The sequence below is a fragment of the Deinococcus yavapaiensis KR-236 genome, assembly GCF_003217515.1.
Taxonomy (GTDB): Bacteria; Deinococcota; Deinococci; order Deinococcales; family Deinococcaceae; genus Deinococcus_A; species Deinococcus_A yavapaiensis.
Genome location: NZ_QJSX01000001.1, coordinates 328,020 through 345,575 on the forward strand (window position 1 = coordinate 328,020; position 17,556 = coordinate 345,575).

Annotated in this window: 17 protein-coding genes; 8 read left to right on the forward strand and 9 right to left on the reverse strand. The window is 65.0% G+C overall.

Annotated features, from left to right (window positions below; genetic code table 11):
• Nucleotides 1-7 precede the first annotated feature (7 nt).
• Nucleotides 8-778, reverse strand: a complete 771-nt coding sequence (sufC, locus tag DES52_RS01620; protein WP_110884998.1) for a Fe-S cluster assembly ATPase SufC — start codon at nucleotides 776-778, stop codon at nucleotides 8-10.
• 141 nt (nucleotides 779-919) lie between these two features.
• Nucleotides 920-2,023, reverse strand: coding sequence for a zinc metalloprotease (locus DES52_RS01625; RefSeq protein WP_146237158.1), 1,104 nt, complete (start codon nucleotides 2,021-2,023; stop codon nucleotides 920-922).
• A gap of 160 nt (nucleotides 2,024-2,183) precedes the next feature.
• Here DES52_RS01625 and DES52_RS01630 point away from each other — a divergent pair, with 160 nt between their 5' ends.
• Together DES52_RS01630 and DES52_RS01635 are read left to right on the forward strand one after the other, a co-directional pair.
• Nucleotides 2,184-2,873, forward strand: a complete 690-nt coding sequence (locus DES52_RS01630) for a MotA/TolQ/ExbB proton channel family protein (RefSeq protein ID WP_110885000.1) — start codon at nucleotides 2,184-2,186, stop codon at nucleotides 2,871-2,873.
• A gap of 17 nt (nucleotides 2,874-2,890) precedes the next feature.
• Nucleotides 2,891-3,280, forward strand: coding sequence for an ExbD/TolR family protein (locus DES52_RS01635; RefSeq protein ID WP_110885001.1), 390 nt, complete (start codon nucleotides 2,891-2,893; stop codon nucleotides 3,278-3,280).
• Between the two features lie 426 nt (nucleotides 3,281-3,706).
• Here the strand turns inward: DES52_RS01635 and DES52_RS01640 are convergent, their stop codons facing one another.
• On the reverse strand, nucleotides 3,707-4,864 hold the full coding sequence (locus DES52_RS01640) for a hypothetical protein (RefSeq protein ID WP_146237159.1): 1,158 nt from the start codon (nucleotides 4,862-4,864) through the stop codon (nucleotides 3,707-3,709).
• A gap of 483 nt (nucleotides 4,865-5,347) precedes the next feature.
• Entirely contained in the window at nucleotides 5,348-5,488 is a 141-nt protein-coding gene (locus DES52_RS22750; protein WP_170130839.1) for a hypothetical protein, read from the reverse strand.
• A gap of 7 nt (nucleotides 5,489-5,495) precedes the next feature.
• Here DES52_RS22750 and DES52_RS01645 point away from each other — a divergent pair, with 7 nt between their 5' ends.
• The 4 genes from DES52_RS01645 (at nucleotide 5,496) to dnaJ (ending at nucleotide 8,685) form a co-directional block, all read left to right on the forward strand.
• Nucleotides 5,496-5,825 carry a hypothetical protein gene (locus DES52_RS01645; protein WP_146237160.1) on the forward strand — a complete coding sequence of 110 codons (330 nt, stop codon included), beginning with the start codon at nucleotides 5,496-5,498 and terminating at the stop codon, nucleotides 5,823-5,825.
• A gap of 75 nt (nucleotides 5,826-5,900) precedes the next feature.
• A complete protein-coding gene (locus DES52_RS01650) occupies nucleotides 5,901-6,587 on the forward strand; it encodes a hypothetical protein (protein ID WP_110885004.1) in 687 nt (228 codons plus the stop codon).
• Between the two features lie 93 nt (nucleotides 6,588-6,680).
• Complete coding sequence (locus DES52_RS01655) at nucleotides 6,681-7,457, forward strand: type III pantothenate kinase (RefSeq protein ID WP_110885005.1); 777 nt, start codon at nucleotides 6,681-6,683, stop codon at nucleotides 7,455-7,457.
• A gap of 106 nt (nucleotides 7,458-7,563) precedes the next feature.
• Complete coding sequence (gene dnaJ / locus DES52_RS01660) at nucleotides 7,564-8,685, forward strand: molecular chaperone DnaJ (RefSeq protein ID WP_110885006.1); 1,122 nt, start codon at nucleotides 7,564-7,566, stop codon at nucleotides 8,683-8,685.
• 150 nt (nucleotides 8,686-8,835) lie between these two features.
• On the opposite strand, the gene DES52_RS01665 is transcribed toward dnaJ, so the two are convergent.
• The 5 genes from DES52_RS01665 to DES52_RS01685 form a co-directional block, all read right to left on the reverse strand.
• Complete coding sequence (locus DES52_RS01665; RefSeq protein ID WP_110885007.1) at nucleotides 8,836-9,906, reverse strand: glycoside hydrolase family 43 protein; 1,071 nt, start codon at nucleotides 9,904-9,906, stop codon at nucleotides 8,836-8,838.
• A 34-nt stretch (nucleotides 9,907-9,940) separates the two neighbouring features.
• Nucleotides 9,941-10,927 carry a glycoside hydrolase family 43 protein gene (locus DES52_RS01670; RefSeq protein ID WP_110885008.1) on the reverse strand — a complete coding sequence of 329 codons (987 nt, stop codon included), beginning with the start codon at nucleotides 10,925-10,927 and terminating at the stop codon, nucleotides 9,941-9,943.
• A gap of 230 nt (nucleotides 10,928-11,157) precedes the next feature.
• Nucleotides 11,158-12,039 (reverse strand): carbohydrate ABC transporter permease, encoded by an 882-nt coding sequence (locus DES52_RS01675; protein WP_110885009.1) that lies wholly within the window; start codon nucleotides 12,037-12,039, stop codon nucleotides 11,158-11,160.
• Nucleotides 12,040-12,041: 2 nt separating this feature from the next.
• Nucleotides 12,042-12,980 (reverse strand): carbohydrate ABC transporter permease, encoded by a 939-nt coding sequence (locus tag DES52_RS01680; protein WP_245900563.1) that lies wholly within the window; start codon nucleotides 12,978-12,980, stop codon nucleotides 12,042-12,044.
• An 82-nt stretch (nucleotides 12,981-13,062) separates the two neighbouring features.
• A complete protein-coding gene (locus DES52_RS01685) occupies nucleotides 13,063-14,376 on the reverse strand; it encodes an ABC transporter substrate-binding protein (protein WP_110885010.1) in 1,314 nt (437 codons plus the stop codon).
• A 250-nt stretch (nucleotides 14,377-14,626) separates the two neighbouring features.
• Between DES52_RS01685 and DES52_RS01690 the strand changes: the two genes are divergently transcribed.
• Nucleotides 14,627-15,574 (forward strand): glycoside hydrolase family 43 protein, encoded by a 948-nt coding sequence (locus tag DES52_RS01690; RefSeq protein WP_110885011.1) that lies wholly within the window; start codon nucleotides 14,627-14,629, stop codon nucleotides 15,572-15,574.
• A gap of 72 nt (nucleotides 15,575-15,646) precedes the next feature.
• Nucleotides 15,647-17,512 (forward strand): glycoside hydrolase family 2 protein, encoded by a 1,866-nt coding sequence (locus tag DES52_RS01695; RefSeq protein WP_110885012.1) that lies wholly within the window; start codon nucleotides 15,647-15,649, stop codon nucleotides 17,510-17,512.
• Nucleotides 17,513-17,556: the final 44 nt, after the last annotated feature.

Here is a 17,556-nt window from a genome sequence, read left to right on the forward strand (position 1 = left end):
AAGCTCCTTAAGCGGTTGCGAGTTGCTTGACCCAGTCGTAGCCCTCGGCGTCGAGCCTTTGGGCGAGTTCGGGTCCGCCGGTTTGGACGACGCGTCCGTCGACGATGATGTGCACCTTGTCAGGAACGATGTAGTTCAGCAAGCGTTGGTAGTGCGTGATGATGAGGCCGCCGAGATTCTCGCCGCGAATGGAGTTGACGCCTTTGGACACGATCTTGAGGGCGTCGACGTCAAGGCCGGAGTCGGTCTCGTCCATGATGATGTACGTCGGGTCGAGCATCAGCATCTGGAGGATCTCGTTGCGCTTTTTCTCGCCGCCCGAGAAGCCCGCGTTGAGGTAGCGTTCGACGATGCTCTCGTCCCACTCGAGCGTTTGGAGGGCCTGTTGGAGCTTGCCGTAGAACTCCATGAACGAGACTTCCTCGCCTTCGGGCTTGCGCGCTTGCATGGCGAGGCGCAGGAAGTTGGCGATGGTGACGCCGGGAATCTCGACGGGGTACTGAAAGGCGAGGAAGAGGCCCAGTCGGGCGCGCTCGTCGGGCTCCATCTCGAGGATGTTGTGACCGTCCACGAGAATCTCGCCTTCGGTGACGGTGTACTCGGGGTCGCCGACGATGACCTTGGCGAGGGTGGACTTGCCGTTGCCGTTGGGTCCCATGATGGCGTGGAGTTCGCCACGTGGCACAATGATATTCACGCCCTTGAGGATGGGCAAGTCGCCGACGGAGGCATGGAGGTTGCGAATCTCGAGTTGCAATGGAGCCGTGTCCTGAGTCATCCTGTCTCCTTGAAGCGAAGAAATATGACCCTCTTATTGAGAGTCATTCCTAGTAAGAGAATTGTACCTCAAGGTTTGACTAAAGTCGAGTACGACGCTCGGAATTGCACGTTTCGGCCCGAGCTCCAGTGCGGTGAACGTTCAAGTGCGCGCCGGGCCTCGAGACGCCCGCAGCGCCTCGTCACGAAGCGCCCGCAGCCACGGCTCTTCCACGCCGCGAATCACCGTACCGGCCGACGCTTGGCGTAGGCCCGACTCCGCACGCGCCAACGCGTGGCGCGGCTGCCCCTCGGCGAGGAAGATCGCGGCCTCCACACGCGCCCACGTCGCCTCGGACACGAACGCGCTCTTCTTCGCGCGGCCCATCGCTTGGCGCGCCGCCACGGCGTTTCCACGGCGTGCCTCCAAAAATGCCCGGTCGAGGTACACGGGTGTGCGAAGCGCCTCGGTCACGATGGGCAGCAACTCCTCGGCGCGCGCCAGGTGCAGTTCCGCCGCCAGCTCGTCTCCCACGTCGAAGGCGGCGTAGAACGCGAGCGACGCGCTGGCCAAGTCGAAGGCCTTCATGCCTTGCGGCGCGAGCGCGTCGTCCAGCAGCGCCTCGGGCCAATCGCGCGGACGGCGACCGGCCATCGCGAAGCTCGTCAAAGCCAGCAAGGCCGCTTCCGCGCGCGCCGTGCGGCTTCCACGGCCCAGACGCAGCAGGCGCGCTCCGTCCGTCATCAACCCGCCGACGCTCGAAGGCCACGCGGACAGGCCGTTGAGCGCCACCGAAAGCAGCGCCGACAACGCCAGAAAGCCTTTCAGCGGTCCCGGTACGAGCAGCATCCCCAGCAGCGCACACCCCAAGCCGAACCCGAAGCCTGCCAGCGGGCCTCCCGCCACCATCCGCCTCATGCGCCTGGCCAAGTCCGACGTCAGCGGCGGAGCGAGCCAGGCAAAGCCGAGCGAGGGCGAGCGCAGCCGACGCAAGCCGCGACCACGCTCGAACATCAAGGGCCACACGGCCAGGGCGCGAAACTCGAAACCCGCTCGCACGCCGCTCAGAACGTGGCCGAGCTCGTGCATGAGGACGTTGAGCCACAAGGCGCCCGCCAAAAGCGCGAGAAATACCGGGAAGGTCACGCCCGCGCCCCACACTGCCGGTGACTCCGACAGCGTCACGGCCGCCGCCCCGACCACGGCGCCCACCATCGCCCCGACCAGGATCGACCCGATCGTCCTCGCGCGCCTCGACCTTCGCATACTTCCAAGGTACTCCTCGCGGTGTTCGTACGCCGTCAGGCTGCCTACATGGCTTTCCAACCAATGTCTTCGAGACCCACGGAACAGTGGGCATTTCTCACATGAAATCAAGAGGAAGTCTTCACCACGGGATTTTTCTATGTGCTACCTATAAGACCAGATGAACGTCCTCGATCTGCTGCGAGAAGCCGGAGTCCTGTTGTGGGTGCTCGCGGCGCTGTCCGTTTACGTGGTGTACCTCGTCGCCGTGCGCGCGCAAGTGCTGTCCAAGATGCGTGCCGACCCGACGTTGACCTTCACGCGCGTCCACGCCGCCCTCATGCAGCAAGACCTCGACGGAGCTCGCCGGGAGGCCGCTCGGCTCCAGACGCCCGCCGGCAACGTCTTGCGTGCAGGCCTCGACCGCGCTCCGGCAGGCATCGAGGCGTCCGGCGCCGCCATGAACGAAGCGATCCTGCTCGAAGAAGGCCGCCTCTACGCGGGCCTGAGCGCCCTCGGCACGGCCGCGCAAATCGCGCCGCTTCTCGGCCTGCTCGGCACGGTCTTCGGCATGGTGCGCTCCTTCCTGGTGTTCTCCACGACGACCGCGCCGACGTCCACCCAGCTCGCGACGGGCATCAGCGAGGCCCTCGTCAACACCGCCGGGGGACTCGTCGTGGCGATCGTGGCGTACTTCGGCCGCAACTGGCTGCGCTCCCGCGCCGACTTCGTGCTGCTCCAAGCCGAGCGCGCCCGAGAAGCGCTCGTCGCGTGGCTCATGGAAGCGCAGTTGCGCCGTCAAGGTGTCTTGACCGGCGCTCCGATCGCCATGTACGAACCCGAGCCCGTTCCGGCGAGCGTGGGGTCGTGACGAGGCGCGCGTCCCGCATGCGCTCGGGCGGCGAGAACGTCACCTTCGACTTCGCGCCGATGGTCGACGTCGTGCTGTTGCTGCTGATCTTCTTCATGCTGACGTCGAACCTCGCGGCGCGACAAAACGCCTTGCCGCTCGATCTGCCGCGCGCCAGCAGCACCTTGCGCGACACGCCCGACATTCCCACCGTGAACGTCGACCGAAGCGGCAAGATCTTCCTCGAAGGCAAGGTCGTGACCCTCAAGGCCCTCGAAACCCAACTCAAGACCCTCACGGCGAAGTCGGGCGGAGTCGTCGCCCTGCGCGCCGACCGACGCGGCAACTACGGCACGGTCGTCTCCGTGATCGACGTCATCAAGCGAGCGGGAGGTGAGCGTCTTGCGCTCGGCACTGAGCGGCCCTAATACCTGGGGCTTCGAGAACCGCGCGCAGCGAACACGCGCCCTCGGCCTCACGATCGCTCTGCACGGCGCGGTCCTCCTCGGGCTGGCCGCCTTGCACTTCACGGCGCCTCGTCTTCCGCCCAGTGCGTCCACGGTGCTGCCCGAACCGCCCCTCACGGTCGTCGAGCTCGCTCCCGACCCGTTACCCGTTCGTCCGACCGTGCGCGTCACGCCCCGGATCACGCTCCCGACGCCCCGAACCGTCCCGACGAGTCAAGCGCCACGTCCCGCGCCTCAACGCCGCGCGACCCCCGCGCCCGTCTCCCAGCCTCGCCGAACGACGCCTCAAACGGTACGCACGACTCCGAAGACGCCGACCGCGACGCCTCCCGTCAAGACCGCGACTCCGCGCGCCACCGTCACAAGGCCCGTCACGAAACCGACGCCTCAGCCCATCACCTCCGTGCCCAGGGCCGCCACCCCGCGACCCTCACCGGCTGTCACGACCACGGCGCCTCGCGCGACGACGCCGCGCGTCTCCACTCCGGCCCCCACGCCCTCCACGCCCGTGTCTCCTTCGGTCAGCGTCCGGTCCCTCCCGACGCGCGAGGAGTTCGATGCGCGTCGCGCCACCCAAACAGGCGTCCCGACCGACACCCAAGCCACCGCGCGCATCCCCGACACGACCCCGACCCTGGCCGCAGGAGCCCCCACGCGCTCCGAGACCCTCGCGGATAGCTCCGTAGAAGCGGCCGAGGGACCGCGCCGCGCGTCGAGTGACGCGGTAGCCGAGGCGTCTCCCGTGCTCACCGATCGTGACGTCGGCGTGCAAGACGCTCCCGTCGAAAGCCGCGCCGCCGTCGTGCCTCCGAGCGGGACCGTCGAGGCCGCCAACGCTCGGGGCACGAACGGCAGCGGCACGGGCGCCACAGCCGCGGAAGCGGCACCGACCGCGCGCATCCCATCCGACACGACCGAAGGTGTTCCCAACGCGAGACGTGAAGCGAGTGGGGCGAGCAGCGAAGGCGTCGGCGAATCCGTTTCTCGCAGGAGCGGCGCACCGTCGTCGACGGAAGAGGTCGCGACAGTGACGCCACGCGGCGGCGGCGACGTCGCCACAGAGCAGGCGAGTTCGCGAAGCTCGACCCCTGCCGCCGAGCCCGACGCTTCACTCGCCGCCAGCGGACCGCGCGGAATCGCACCCAACGACGATTCGACGCAAGCGGCAAGTTCGCCTTCCCGTCGCGAGGGCAGCCCGAGCGGCGAATCGGATGCGGCACCAGGCCGCCCGTCGTCGTCCAGTGAAGCAGGAAGCGAGGCGAACGGACGTACGACATCCCCGTCCGGCAACTCCAGCGAGACGACCGCGGCGTCCGGACGCCCGAGTTCCACTTCCGACACTTCGAGCGAAACGAACGGACGTACGACGTCCCCGTCGGGCAATTCCAACGAAACGACCGCGACGTCAGGACGCCCGAGTTCCACCTCCGGGACTTCCAGCGAGACGAACGGACGTACGACGTCCCCTTCCGGCAATTCCAACGAGACGACCGCGGCGTCCGGACGCCCGAGTTCCACGTCCGACACTTCGAGCGAGGCGACCACGACGTCTGGACGTCCGGCCTCCACCTCGGGCGGTGAGGCGGCGGCGACGAACGGACGCTCCGCCTCCACCTCGGGGGCGGCAACCGAAGAATCCGCTTCGGCACGTGGGACGGCGCCGTCGAGCTCTCCGAGCGGTCAGGCCGCCGCTTCCCGCTCCACCGGAAACGGCGAAGGCGCGACAACCGAAGCCACGGGTGAGCCGAGACCTCGCGGCTCGGGCGACGCGCCTTCGGGCGGCAGTTCTACCGCCACCACGCGTTCTGGCACTCCTGGAAACGCGTCGAGACCGGAACAGGCCGACGCCCCTTCGGCGACCCGGACCAATTCCAGTGGAGGCGAAAACGACGGCTCGGCGCAAGGCACGCCGAGAGCGAGCACGCCACGCGGTGCGGAATCCAGTGAATCGGCACCTGCCGCGAACCGTTCGACTGGTAACGCCTCGGGGGGCGACACGGCACCTACAAGGCCGACTTCGGTGGGCGGTCAGGACACGGCCAGTACGCCCGCCAGCAGTCGTTCCACGAGCGCCGCGAGCGGTGCGAGCAGTGGCGCGGGTGAAGCGGCGCGTGCCGCGACGACCTCGGGCACGAGCGCCTCGGCCTCCAGTTCGCCACAATCGTGCACGGTCGCCGTGGATGTGCGCGGCCTGGGATCGTTCGAGCGGGCGCAGACGAGCTTCGTGCTCGACGATCGCGGCAACCAGGTTTGGCCCGACGCCGAGCTCGTCAAGAACGTCAGTAGCGGCCTGTGGGACGAAGGCAGGATCTCTCAGCAGTACGTTCGTGACGAAAGCGCGTTGAAAGCGTTCGACAACGTCACGGTCGTGAAGGCCCTGCGAGTGCAGAAGCCTAAGTTCGCGCCTGGGGCGTCCTACAACGCCGACGCCGTCGTCTCCAGCGACGTCGCCCGTCAAATTCGCGAGGCCGGGAAAGCGTGCCGTCTCGTGTACCTCTACAAGTAAGCTCCTCGTCATTCCCCTGTGCACACTGAAGGTGTGCAACCTGAGCACGACGTCATCTTTTTCCCAAGGAGTCTCATGCGCCACCCTGCCCTGCTGCTTTCCCTCGCCCTGCTCTCCTCCACCGCCTTCGCCTGGGTTCCGAAGCTCGACGACAAGACGGCCAAGACGGTTGTCGACTCGGCCTACGACCGTCTCGACGATCCCGTCAACACCTTGCTCACCGTCGACCTCGGAGTGAAGGACGGCAAGTTCGCCTCCGACGGCGCGGTACGCGCCTTGACGGGCGGCGAGTCGTGCGTTCAGAACTGGCTGGCGAATCCCTCGGACTTCGCGAAGTTCGGAAGTCGTCCCACCACGATCGTCATGACGGGTCAAGCGGACGACGTGTTTCTCGCCGCGCAGTCGGCGCGCGACGAGTTTCGCAACTTCACGTCGAAGGACGCCCTCACGTTGCCCAATCGTCTCGCCGACGGGCAGTTGCGCGTGTACGTGACGATGAGCGGTCTCGCCTCGCAACGTCAGCGTGACGCGTACAACGTGGCCCTTCGTCTGCCCGACGGCAAGATCGTGCGCGCCGCGCGCCGCGCGTTCACGAACGACTGGAAGCAGACGGGCGACCGGTGGGGCGGCACGATGCTCTACACCTTCGACGCGCTTGGCGCGGGCGTGAATCCCACCGGGAAGCTGGACCTCGTCATCAAGACGGAAGCGGACAGCGACTGCGCCTTCGTCGTGACGGCCGACCTCTCCAAGTTCTATTGATTTCGATCGCCGTGATCGAATCGAGGGAGGCGCGCGCCTCCCTCGATTCGTTGCTTAGAGGGGCTGGGGACGGTCCTCGGTATACTTCTCGTCATGCGGCAAGGTCCCCTGCTCGCCGTGGACGTCGGGAACACCTCCACCGTCCTTGGCCTCACGAACGACGCCCTCCAGCTCACGCACACATGGCGTATCCGAACGAACCGCGATCTCCTGCCCGACGATTTCGCCCTGACCCTCAAGGGCCTGATGGACTTGTCGGAAGTCGCCACGCCGCCGTGCGCCGTGCTGTCGAGTGTCGCGCCGCCCGTCGGTCAGAATTTGAAGCTGGCATTGGAGCGGCACTTCGGCGTTCGCACGTTCGAGGTGACGGCGGAGAATCTGCACGACGTCACCGTGGAGCTCGACGACCCACGGGCCATCGGCGCGGACCGCCTCGCGAATTTGTTCGGGGCCGAGCGTTACCTCGCCGACCGCGAGTTCGTGATCGTGGTGGACTTCGGGACGAGCACGAACTTCGACGTGATCGGTCGGGGCCGTCGGTTTCTCGGTGGAGTGCTCGCGACGGGCGCGCAGGTGAGCGCGGACGCGTTGTTCGCGCGGGCGGCGAAGTTGCCGAGAGTGAATCTGGAAGCGCCGCCCTCGGCGCTCGGAAAGAACACCGTTCATGCCTTGCAGTCGGGGCTGGTGTTCGGATACGCGGAGATGGTGGACGGCTTGGTTCGCCGCTTGAAAACGGAAGTGTCCGGTGACGCGCTGGCGGTCGCGACCGGAGGCTTTTCCCGAACGGTCGAGGGGGTCTGCAGGGAGATCGACGTGTTCGATGACACCTTGACGCTGCGAGGCCTCGTGGAGCTGTGGGCGACGCGTTGACGCATCCGATTCTACAAGTTATCGCTAACATAGCTTGAGTGCGTTTGTGTTAAGATAACTGCCAGTGCCGCCGGGCGTTCGCCCGTTCGCGCAGCCGGAGACACGAATGGACTACTACGAACTGCTGGGCGTTCCGCGTGACGCGTCCGCCGACGACATCAAAAAGGCGTACCGCAAACTCGCGCTGCAATACCACCCCGACCGCAACAAGGAAGAAGGCGCGCAAGAGAAGTTCGCGCAGATCAACGCCGCGTACGCGGCGTTGTCGGATCCGGAGAAGCGCGCGCACTACGACCGATTCGGAAGCGAGCCGAGCGCCGCCGGAATGCCTGGCGCGGGCGGGTTCGGCGACCCGAACTTCGATCCGTTCGACCTCTTCGAGCAGATGTTCGGCGGAGGTCTGTTCGGCGGGGCGCGCGGCGGACGCCGTGTAGCGCGCGGCGAGGACCTCGAGACGACGGCCCGCATCACCCTGGAGGACGCGCGAATCGGCGCGGACATCGAGGTGAACATCGACCGCCTCACGGAGTGCGAACACTGCCACGGAACGCGCAGCGAACCGGGCGGCACGCCTCCGAAGACGTGCGGGACGTGCGGTGGGGCGGGCACCGTGACGGCGCAGACGCGCACCATCCTCGGCAACATCGTGACGCAGCAACCGTGCCCGACGTGCCGTGGCGAAGGGCAGATCATCGAAGATCCGTGCAAGGTGTGCCGGGGACGCGGACGTACCCTCAAGGCGGACCGCGTGAAGGTCACGCTGCCCAAAGGCATCGACGAAGGTTACCGCATTCGCGTCTCGGGCAAAGGCAACGAGGGGCCGGGCGGCCCGGGCGACTTGTACGTGCACCTCGAGATGGCGCCGCACCCTGACTTCACGCGTGAAGGCGAGCACCTCATCCACCAAGCCAAGATCGGCGTTGCGCGCGCCTCGTTCGGCGGCAAGATCGAGGTGCCGACCCTCGACGGACCGAAGGAAATCGAAGTCAAGAGCGGCACCCAGCACGGCGACACCGTACGCTTGCGAGGCTTCGGAATGCCGCGCCTCCAGGCCAGTGGCGTCGGCGACCTCGTCGTGGTGTTCGACGTGCAGATTCCCAAGGCGGGCAACCTCAGCAAGGAGGCCCGCGCCGCGCTCGAAGCGTACGCCCGTGAAGTCGGCGAGGACGTCGAGCACAAAGAGCCGAACTTGTTCGAGCGCATCGGCAAGGCGATTCGCGGCGAGTAAGCGCGCGGAGTTTCACGGAGGACCGATTCGTTCGAATCGGTCCTTCGCTTTTTCGTCGCCTCGAGGTGGGGCGCGCACTGTCGCGGCTTACACCACGACGACATGACGAGGGGGAAGGCGGCGACGTGCCGCCTTCCCCCTCGTCACACCTCAGCGTAGAGGCGCGGGAGCGACCGTCCGGGTCGTGGTGGGGTTGAGCACGGGTTTGCCCGAGGCATCGAAGGTCAGCTTGTCGAGGCGCATGGAACGCACTCCGCCCGCCTCGTAGCCGATTTGGCCCGTCGTCCAACCGTGGTAGTACATCCACGTTTGGCCCGCGCCGTCGGTGATGACTCCTTGCCCGCCGGGGCCGCTGAGGGCGCCTTTCGTGAAGAGCCACGGCAAGTCGCGCGACTGCTTGCGAAAGGGACCCGTGGGTGACGTGGCCGTGGCGTAGCCGACGCTGTACGTGTCGGAGTTGTAGTCGGCGGCGGAGTAGAACAGGTAGTAGGTGCTTCCGCGCTTGTAGACGTTCGGAGCCTCAATGAGGTTGCCTTCCCACAAGGCGCCGTTGTAGATGAGGTCTTTGGGTTGGCCGAGAAGTTTGAGGCCGTCGTCGCTGAGTTGCTGCACGTAAATTGCCGTGAGGAGGCTGCAGCAGTTGCCGTCATTCTTCCAGTACAAGTAGCGCTTGCCGTCACTGTCGACCAAGGGCGAGGCGTCGATGGAGCCGCCTTGGTCGAGTTGGCATACGAGCGGTTTGCTCGACTCGTCGCGGAACGGTCCCTCGGGGGATTTGGAGGTCGCGACGCCGATGCACTGCCGTCCGCTGTCGGTGTGACGCGCGGTGTAGTACAGGGTGTAGCCGTTCTTCACGGCCATGACTTCCGGCGCCCAGGTGAAGCCTCCCGTCGCCCAGTTCCCGAGGCGTCCGAAGCCTTCGCCCACCAGTTGCCAATTCACGAGGTCGTTGCTTTTCCGTACGGGCAAATCCACGCCTCCGGTGTTCGTGCCGTACGCGTAGTACGTCTTGCCGACGCGCAGAATGAACGGATCGGGGAAATCGTCGGGAATGACGGGATTGGTGAACGTGCGTGTCACCGTGGCGGGCGAGGCGGGCGCCACGGGTGGGGCGGTGCGTGCCGGGGGCGCCGGGAGACGAGGGCCCGCGCCTCCGGCGAGCGCGAGCGACGCGGCGACTGTCAGGCTGGCCGTGCAAAACAGCAGCAATCGAGGTTTCATGACGGCTCTAGTGTACCCAACGAGCGTGAGTGCGTCAGTCCGCAGCGAACTCCATGGAGGTGGCAGGCGAGAACTTGGGCGTGGCGCTCGGGCGAAGCACGACGGGCCGGTCTCCTTCCCACGACAAGGGATCGATGCGCATGGAGCGCTCACCCTTGCGTTCGTAGCCGATTTTGCCGGGCGTCCAGGCGTGGTAGTACATCCACGTCTGTCCGAGGGCGTCGGTCAGCAGACCTTGGCCGCCGGGGCCGGCGACGTCACGCGTGGACCGCAGAATCGGTCCGTCGGTCTTCACGAACGGTCCGGTGGGTGCGTCCGCGATCGCGTGGCCGACGCCGTACGTGGAGTCCCCGTAGTGCGCGGCCGAGTAGAACAGGTGGTACTTGCCGTCGCGGCGCAGCACGAAGGGCGCTTCGATGAGGTGGCGCTCCCACGGCTGGTCGTTCACGAGAAGCTTCTTCGGAGCGCCGAGCAGTTGACGGCCGTTGTCCGAGAGGCGCTGCACCCACAGCCAAGTCTTTTGGCGCAAGGCGTTTCCGTCGTTCTTCCAGTACAGGTAGCGCTTGCCGTCGGCGTCCTCGAAGGCGTGCGCGTCGATGGCGCCGCCAAGGGGAATCTGGGAGATCAGCGGCTCGGCGCAGGTGTCTTCGAACGGGCCGAGCGGTGACTTCGAAAAGGCGGCGCCGATCACCTGGAGGCCGCTTTTGCGGTGCCGCGCGGTGTAGTACAGCATGAAGCCCCCGGCGACTTTCATGATGTCGGGCGCCCAGGTGAAGCCGCGCCGCGCCCACTTGGGCAAGGTTCCCATCGCGTTGCCGCGGAATTCCCAGTTCACGAGGTCGGTAGAAGTTCGCACGGGAAGGTCCACGCCTTTGTAGTTCGTCGCGTACGCGTAGTACACGCCTTCGTGCTCCAACACGAACGGATCGGGAAAGTCGCCGGGCGCCACCGGATTGCAATACAGGTTCGCGCCCACGGTGAGCGAGGTGAGAGTAAGGTCAGGCGCCCTTAACGTGGTCATAGTCAAAGTTTAAGCATGAGGAGTGAGCAAACGCAAGATAAAGACGAAGATGAACGAGAGAAAATCGTCATCCTTCGCCTCACGGCCAGCGAGCAGCGTCTCATAGACCCTGGAGCGTCGATGAGAGCAGACGAAAGCAGGCAATGTCAGAAGGCAGCAAAACAAATCCCGAACCGCAAGAAACGAAACGCCCCGCTCCTGTCAGGAGCGGGGCCGGGACGGAAAAGCGCTTACTCTTTCATCCCGGTCGTCGCCAAGCCTTCCACGAGGAAGCGTTGCGCGAGCAGGTACGCGATGAGGGCGGGCACGGCGGCGATCGTGGCGGTCGCCATGAGCTTGCCGTAATCCGTGACGTAGCGCTGCGAGAACGTCGTCACGCCGACGGGCAGCGTGAGCTGATCGACCTTCGACACCACGAACAACGGCCAGATGTAGTTGTTCCACGAGCCCATGAACGAGAACACGGCGAGCGTCACGAGCGCGGGCAAGGCAAGCGGCAAGATGATGCGCCACAAGATCGTCCAGGACCCCGCGCCGTCGAGCACGGCCGCCTCTTCGAGTTCCTTGGGAATGCCCATGAAGAATTGCCGCAGCAAGAAGATCCCGAACACGCCCGCCACGCCGGGCCAGATGAGCGCGTGCGGCGTGTCGATCCAGTGAAACGAGAACATCATGAGGTACGTCGGGATGAACGTCACGATGCCGGGAATCATCAGGGACGACAAGATGAACCAGAACCATCCGTTACGGCCACGGAAGCGCATGCGCGCGAGCGGGTAGGCGGTGATGGCGCACAAGAAGACGTGGGCGATCGTGAACACCAGCGCGATGTAGAACGAGTTCCACGTCCAGCGCAAGATGTTGCCGTCCGGCGACGTGAGAACCGCGCGGTAGTTGTCGAGCGTCGGATTTCGAGGAATCCACTGAACGGGCGACGCGAGCACGTCTGCTTCGGGCTTGAGGCTCGTGGAGATCATCCAGTAGACGGGCGCGAGGAAGATCACCGACAAGATGCACAGCAGGATGAAACGTGGAATGTCTCTTGGCAAGCGCCGCGGCGGCTTGCTGGGCGTGGCCGTCACGGCACGCGACGTCGGAGAAGAAACAGCCATCTTCATGCCTCCCGGGCGTCACGCGCCATGATGCGAAATTGCACGGCAGTGAGAAGCAACATCATCACGCCGAACACGAAGCCCATCGCCGTGGCCGAACCCAACTGGTTGTTCGAAAAGCCTTCCTCGGTGATGTACTGGATGACGCTTTGCGTGGTGCGCGTCGGTCCGCCGTTGGTGATGACTTGCGACTGCCCGAAAAGCTGGAAGCTCGCCAGGGCCGTCGTGACGCCCACGAAAAGCGTGATGGGCGCGAGCATCGGCAAGGTGATGAAGCGGAACTTCGGCCACGTCGTCGCGCCGTCGATCTCGGCCGCTTCGTAGAGGCTTTGCGAGATGTTGCCGAGCGCGGCGAGGTAAAGGGTCATGTTGAAGCCGATCGTCCACCACACCGTCCCGACGACGATCGGCACCCACGCGAGTCCTTGCGTGGCGAGCCACGGCACGGGCTCTCGACCGACGGCGGTCATGACCGCGTTGACGAGGCCGATCTGGTTGTCGAACATCCAGCGCCACAAGATCCCCATGACGGACACCGTGAGGATGCCCGGCAAGAAGAACACGGCGCGAAAAAAGGAACGCCCGAAAATCGGGCGGTGAACCAGCAGGGCCAACCCGAGCGAGGTCGCGACCAAGAGGGGCACGGAGACGATCGTGAAGAAAGTCGTGTTCAGCAGCGTCTGCCAAAAGAACTGCGACTGAGGCGTGCTGGAATCGAAGAGATTGCGGTAGTACTCGAAGCCGACGAACGTCTGCGTCTGCTGCAGCAAGTCGAAGCGGTGCATCGAAACGTACACCCCGTACACGACGGGATACACGACGAACACGAAGAACAAGATGGCGTGCGGCAGCAGGTACAGATACGGCTCGACGCGGTGGAAGCCGCCGCCGCCTCGACGTTTTCTGGCCGTGAACTCGGGATTTTGTGCCGTAAGGCTCACTAACCCACCTCCTTGTTGGAAGTCCTTGCGAAAGAAGCGCGCGAGCGCCCGTGGAAATTGGCGCTCGCTCGCTCTTCGAGGCTTAGTTACCGAGTTGCTTGCGAGCTTGCTCGATTTGCTTGTTGGCTTCCGTCACACCGTCGTTGAGCGCTTGCTGCACGCTCTTCTTGCCGAGGTAAGCGGCTTCCCAGGCTTGGTCGAACGGACCGAGGACTTGGCCCATCCAGGGGAAGCCCGAGGTGGCGTAGAGGGAGCCAACTCGGTCGAAGACGCCGGACACGCGAGAGTTGGCGAGCTTGGGGTTGCTCGCGACGGCCTTCTGCGTGGGCATCGAACCGGTGGACGTCCAAGTGAGGTTGGAAGCGGCGCCCGACAGGTAGCCGATGAACGCGAGGGCGGCGGCGCGCTTGTTCGCGTCGTAGCCTTGCGGTTGACGAGGCAGTGTCAGGTGACTGGAAGCACCCCACGCGGCGTCACGTGTGCTGCCGCCGATGCGCGGCATGAACGCCACGCCGAAGTTCATCTTCTGCTGCTCGAAGCGGTCGAGGTACCACTGGCCGCTCGGGAAGAAGCAGACCTTGCCTTGGCTGAACGCGGCGAGTTCGGCTTCCTCGGTGGAGTTCTTGCGGGCCACGCCTTCCTTCTGGACGAGGTCCACGAGGTACTGCACGGCCGACACGGCCTTGGCCGAGTTGAAATTGGCGTTGCCCTTGCTGTCGGTGAGCGAACCGCCGTTTTGCAGGATGGCGGCGTACGCGGCGCGCGAACCGACCCAGTTGTTGTACAAGGAGACGCCCCACGTATTGAGCTTCGTGGCGTCGAAGCCCGCCTGGCCCGGCTTCTTGCCCGCCGTGTCGCTCGTGCAGGCGCGCACGGCCGCAGTGAACTCGGCGCGCGTCGTGGGCACCTTCGTGATGCCGTTCTTCGCCATGAGGTCCTTGTTGTAGAACATCACGTAGGCCGTAGACGACACGGGCACGCCGTACGACTTGCCTTCGTAGTCGGCGGTCTTGAAGAGTGGGCCGTAGAAGGCGCTCTTGTTGATACCGCCGGCCTTGAGGTCGGCGGCGGTGAGCGGCGTCAGGGCGCCGCGCGCGATGAACTGCGTAACCTGGTCTTCGTTGATGACGACGACGTCCGGTGCGTTGCCGCGCGCGACGAGCGTCGGAAGTTGTTGCCACGTCGTGCCCCAAGGTTGGGCTTGCGCGCGCACCTCGATGTTGGCGTTCTTTTCGTTGAAGTCCTTGATGAGTTGTTCCATCACAGGACGGTCCGGCCCGGTGAAGCCGTGCAAGAAGGTGATCGTCACCTTCGGACCCTTGTACGTCGACTGGGCACTCGCGCTCGCCGCGAGTGCCGCCCCTACCAACAGCAGACCCAATTGAACTTTACGCATACTTCCTCCGAGGACAAGGTCCGCGCGTGAAGTTTCGGAACTTACGGTAGGCGCGCAAGCGCTCATCCCGATCCAGAGGACGCCGAACGGCGCCTTTCTCCTTCACATTCCCTTCAAGGAGTCGGCGAAACGGTGACTTCGCTTCGACCTCCGACTTGCGTAACTTGCCCTTGCCCAAAGGTTAATCTCTTGTGACAATTCCTGCAAGTGCGCAGACTGTTGCAAAGGCAAAGGAAGGACTCACGAACTTATGAAGACCTACACCAATCCCGTCTACCCCCTGTACTTCGCCGATCCGTTCGTTTTGCGCGTTGGAAACGACTATTACGCGTACGGCACGGGCGGTCGGCCCATCCTCGAAGGTCGCGCCTTCGAAGTTTTGCACTCCACGGACCTCGTCAGCTGGACTTCGTTGGGCGGCGCCCTGGAGCTTCTCGAAGACGAGAACGCCCGTGACTACTGGGCGCCCGAAGTCGCCGAAGCCGACGGTAAGTTCTACATGTACTACTCGGCTGGCATCGGCGACAAAGGCCACCAGCTGCGCGTCGCGGTCGCCGAACGTCCCGAGGGACCGTTTCGCGACGCGGGCGTCATTCTCGATCCGCACGACACCTTCACCATCGACGCGTCGCCCTTTCGCGACGACGACGGCACGTGGTACCTCTTCTACGCGCGCGACTTCCTCGACGGAGATCGCGTCGGAACGGCCCTCGCCGTGGACCGCCTCGAAGGCATGACGAAGCTCGCCGGAGAGCGCAAGACGGTGCTGCGCGCCACGGCCGATTGGCAGATCTTTAGGCACAACCGCGAAATGTACGGAGGCGTACACGACTGGTACACCCTCGAAGGCCCGTTCGTCGTGAAGCGCGGCGGAAAGTACTGGCTGTTCTACTCCGGCGGCGCCTGGGAAATGCCGAACTACGGCGTGAGCTTCGCGGTCGCCGACCATCCCATGGGTCCGTGGACGGAGGCGCAAGCGGACGGCCCGACCTTGCTGCGCTCCATTCCGGGCAAAGTCGTCGGGCCGGGCCACAACTCGCTCGTCGTCGGCCCCAACGGCGACGACTACATCGTCTACCACGCTTGGGACGCTCAGCAGACGGCGCGCCGCATGTGCATCGACCGCGTCGTGTGGACGCCCGACGGGCCGCGCACGAACGGTCCGACGACGGTCGCGCAACCCGCACCGGAACGTTAAGGACGGCCCTAGGATTTCTCGTTCTTCCCGATGAATCAAGGCCCACCATAGAAAATCGAACAAGGAGACTCGATGCCTTATTCCACCCACCCGAATCCTTTGCTGGAACGATCTCAGTGGCGCAGCCTGAACGGAACGTGGCGCTTCTCGTACGACGACGACGGAGCGTGCCGCTGGCCGAGCGAAGTCCACTTCGATCGTGAAATCGAAGTCCCCTACCCGCCCGAAAGCGTTCGCAGCGGCATCCACGACACGGGCTTCCACAAGACGGTGTGGTACGCCCGCACGGTGACCTTGGAACCCTTCGAACGCGCCGGAAGCCTGATGCTGCACTTCGAGGCGATCGATTACATCGCGTCGGTCTGGGTGAACGGGCAGTTGCTCGCCAGGCACGAAGGCGGACATGTCGGCTTCGTCGTGGACGTCACAGAACAGGCGCAGGAAAGCGACACGCTGGACATCGTCGTGCGCGCCGAGGACGATCCCTTCGACCTCGCCAAGCCCCGCGGAAAGCAGGACTGGCAACTCGAACCCCACTCCATCTGGTATCCGCGAACCACGGGCATCTGGCAGACGGTGTGGCTCGAAAGCGTGCCCGACACGCGCATCTCGCGCTTGCAGTGGGATTCGCGCATGGACCGCTGGGAGATCATCGTGGAGGCGGGCATCGAAGGCGAGCCGCGCTCCGACCTGTCGTTGCGCGTGCGCCTCTCCATGGAAGGACAGATCGTCACGGACGACCGCTACAGCATCGTCGGGAACGAGGTGTCACGGCGCATTTCGCTGCCCGACCCCGGCATCGACGACTTCCGCAACGAACTGCTGTGGAGTCCCAACCATCCCACCTTGATCGACGCGACCGTGGAATTGCTCGCCGGAAACGACGTCATCGACGTCGTGAAGAGCTACTGCGCGATTCGCTCGGTGGACGTGCAAGGCAACCGATTTCTGCTCAACGGGCGTCCGTACTACCTCAAGCTCGTCCTCGACCAAGGCTACTGGCCCGACTCGCTCATGACCGCCACGGACGAGGAGCTGCGGCGCGACGTGGAACTCATTCGTCAACTCGGCTTCAACGGCGCTCGCAAGCACCAGAAGATCGAGTCGAAGCGTTGGCTGTACTGGTGCGACGTCCTCGGTGTGCTCGTGTGGGAAGAGATGCCGAGCCCCTACCGCTTCACCACGAAGGCCGTCGAGCGCCTCACCGCGGAGTGGACGTGCATCATCGAGCGTGACCGCTCGCATCCGTGCATCGTCGCGTGGGTTCCGTTCAACGAATCGTGGGGCGTGCCGGACATCCCGACGAACGCGGCGCACCGCGATTACGTCCGGGCGTTGTACCACCTCACGAAGACCATCGACCCGACACGACCCGTGATCGGCAACGACGGCTGGGAGCACGTCGCGACCGACATGGTGACCGTGCACGACTACGCCGACGATCCCGCCGTGATCCTCAGGCGGTACGGAACGCTCGAGAGCACACGCGTGTCGCTCGAACAGCAACGCCCCGGCGACCGCGTCATCACCGTGCCGGGCTTCGAGATGGTCGACCAGCCGGTGCTTCTCACCGAGTTCGGCGGTATCGCCTTCTTTCCGGGCGGCGAGCTCGGCTGGGGCTACTCGCAGTCCGAGGACGAAAACGACTTCCTCGACGATTACACCGACCTTCTGGCCGCCGTGCACGGCTGCAACGGCCTTTCGGGATTCTGCTACACGCAGTTGACCGACACCTTCCAGGAAAAGAACGGCTTGCTGTACGAAGACCGCACGCCGAAGGCCGACATGCTCGCCGTGGCCAAAGCGACCCAAGGGCCGCGCACCGCGCGCGAAATGACGATCGATCCGGCGATGAATCCGTTCGGGTACTCGTTGCGCTGGAGAAAGCGCAGCGGTCAGACGCGGCAAGACGAAGTGGCGATGCCGGGCACGGACTGACTCTGCCGAGCCCACCTCGCCGAAGTGACGACGAAAGGCGGTGC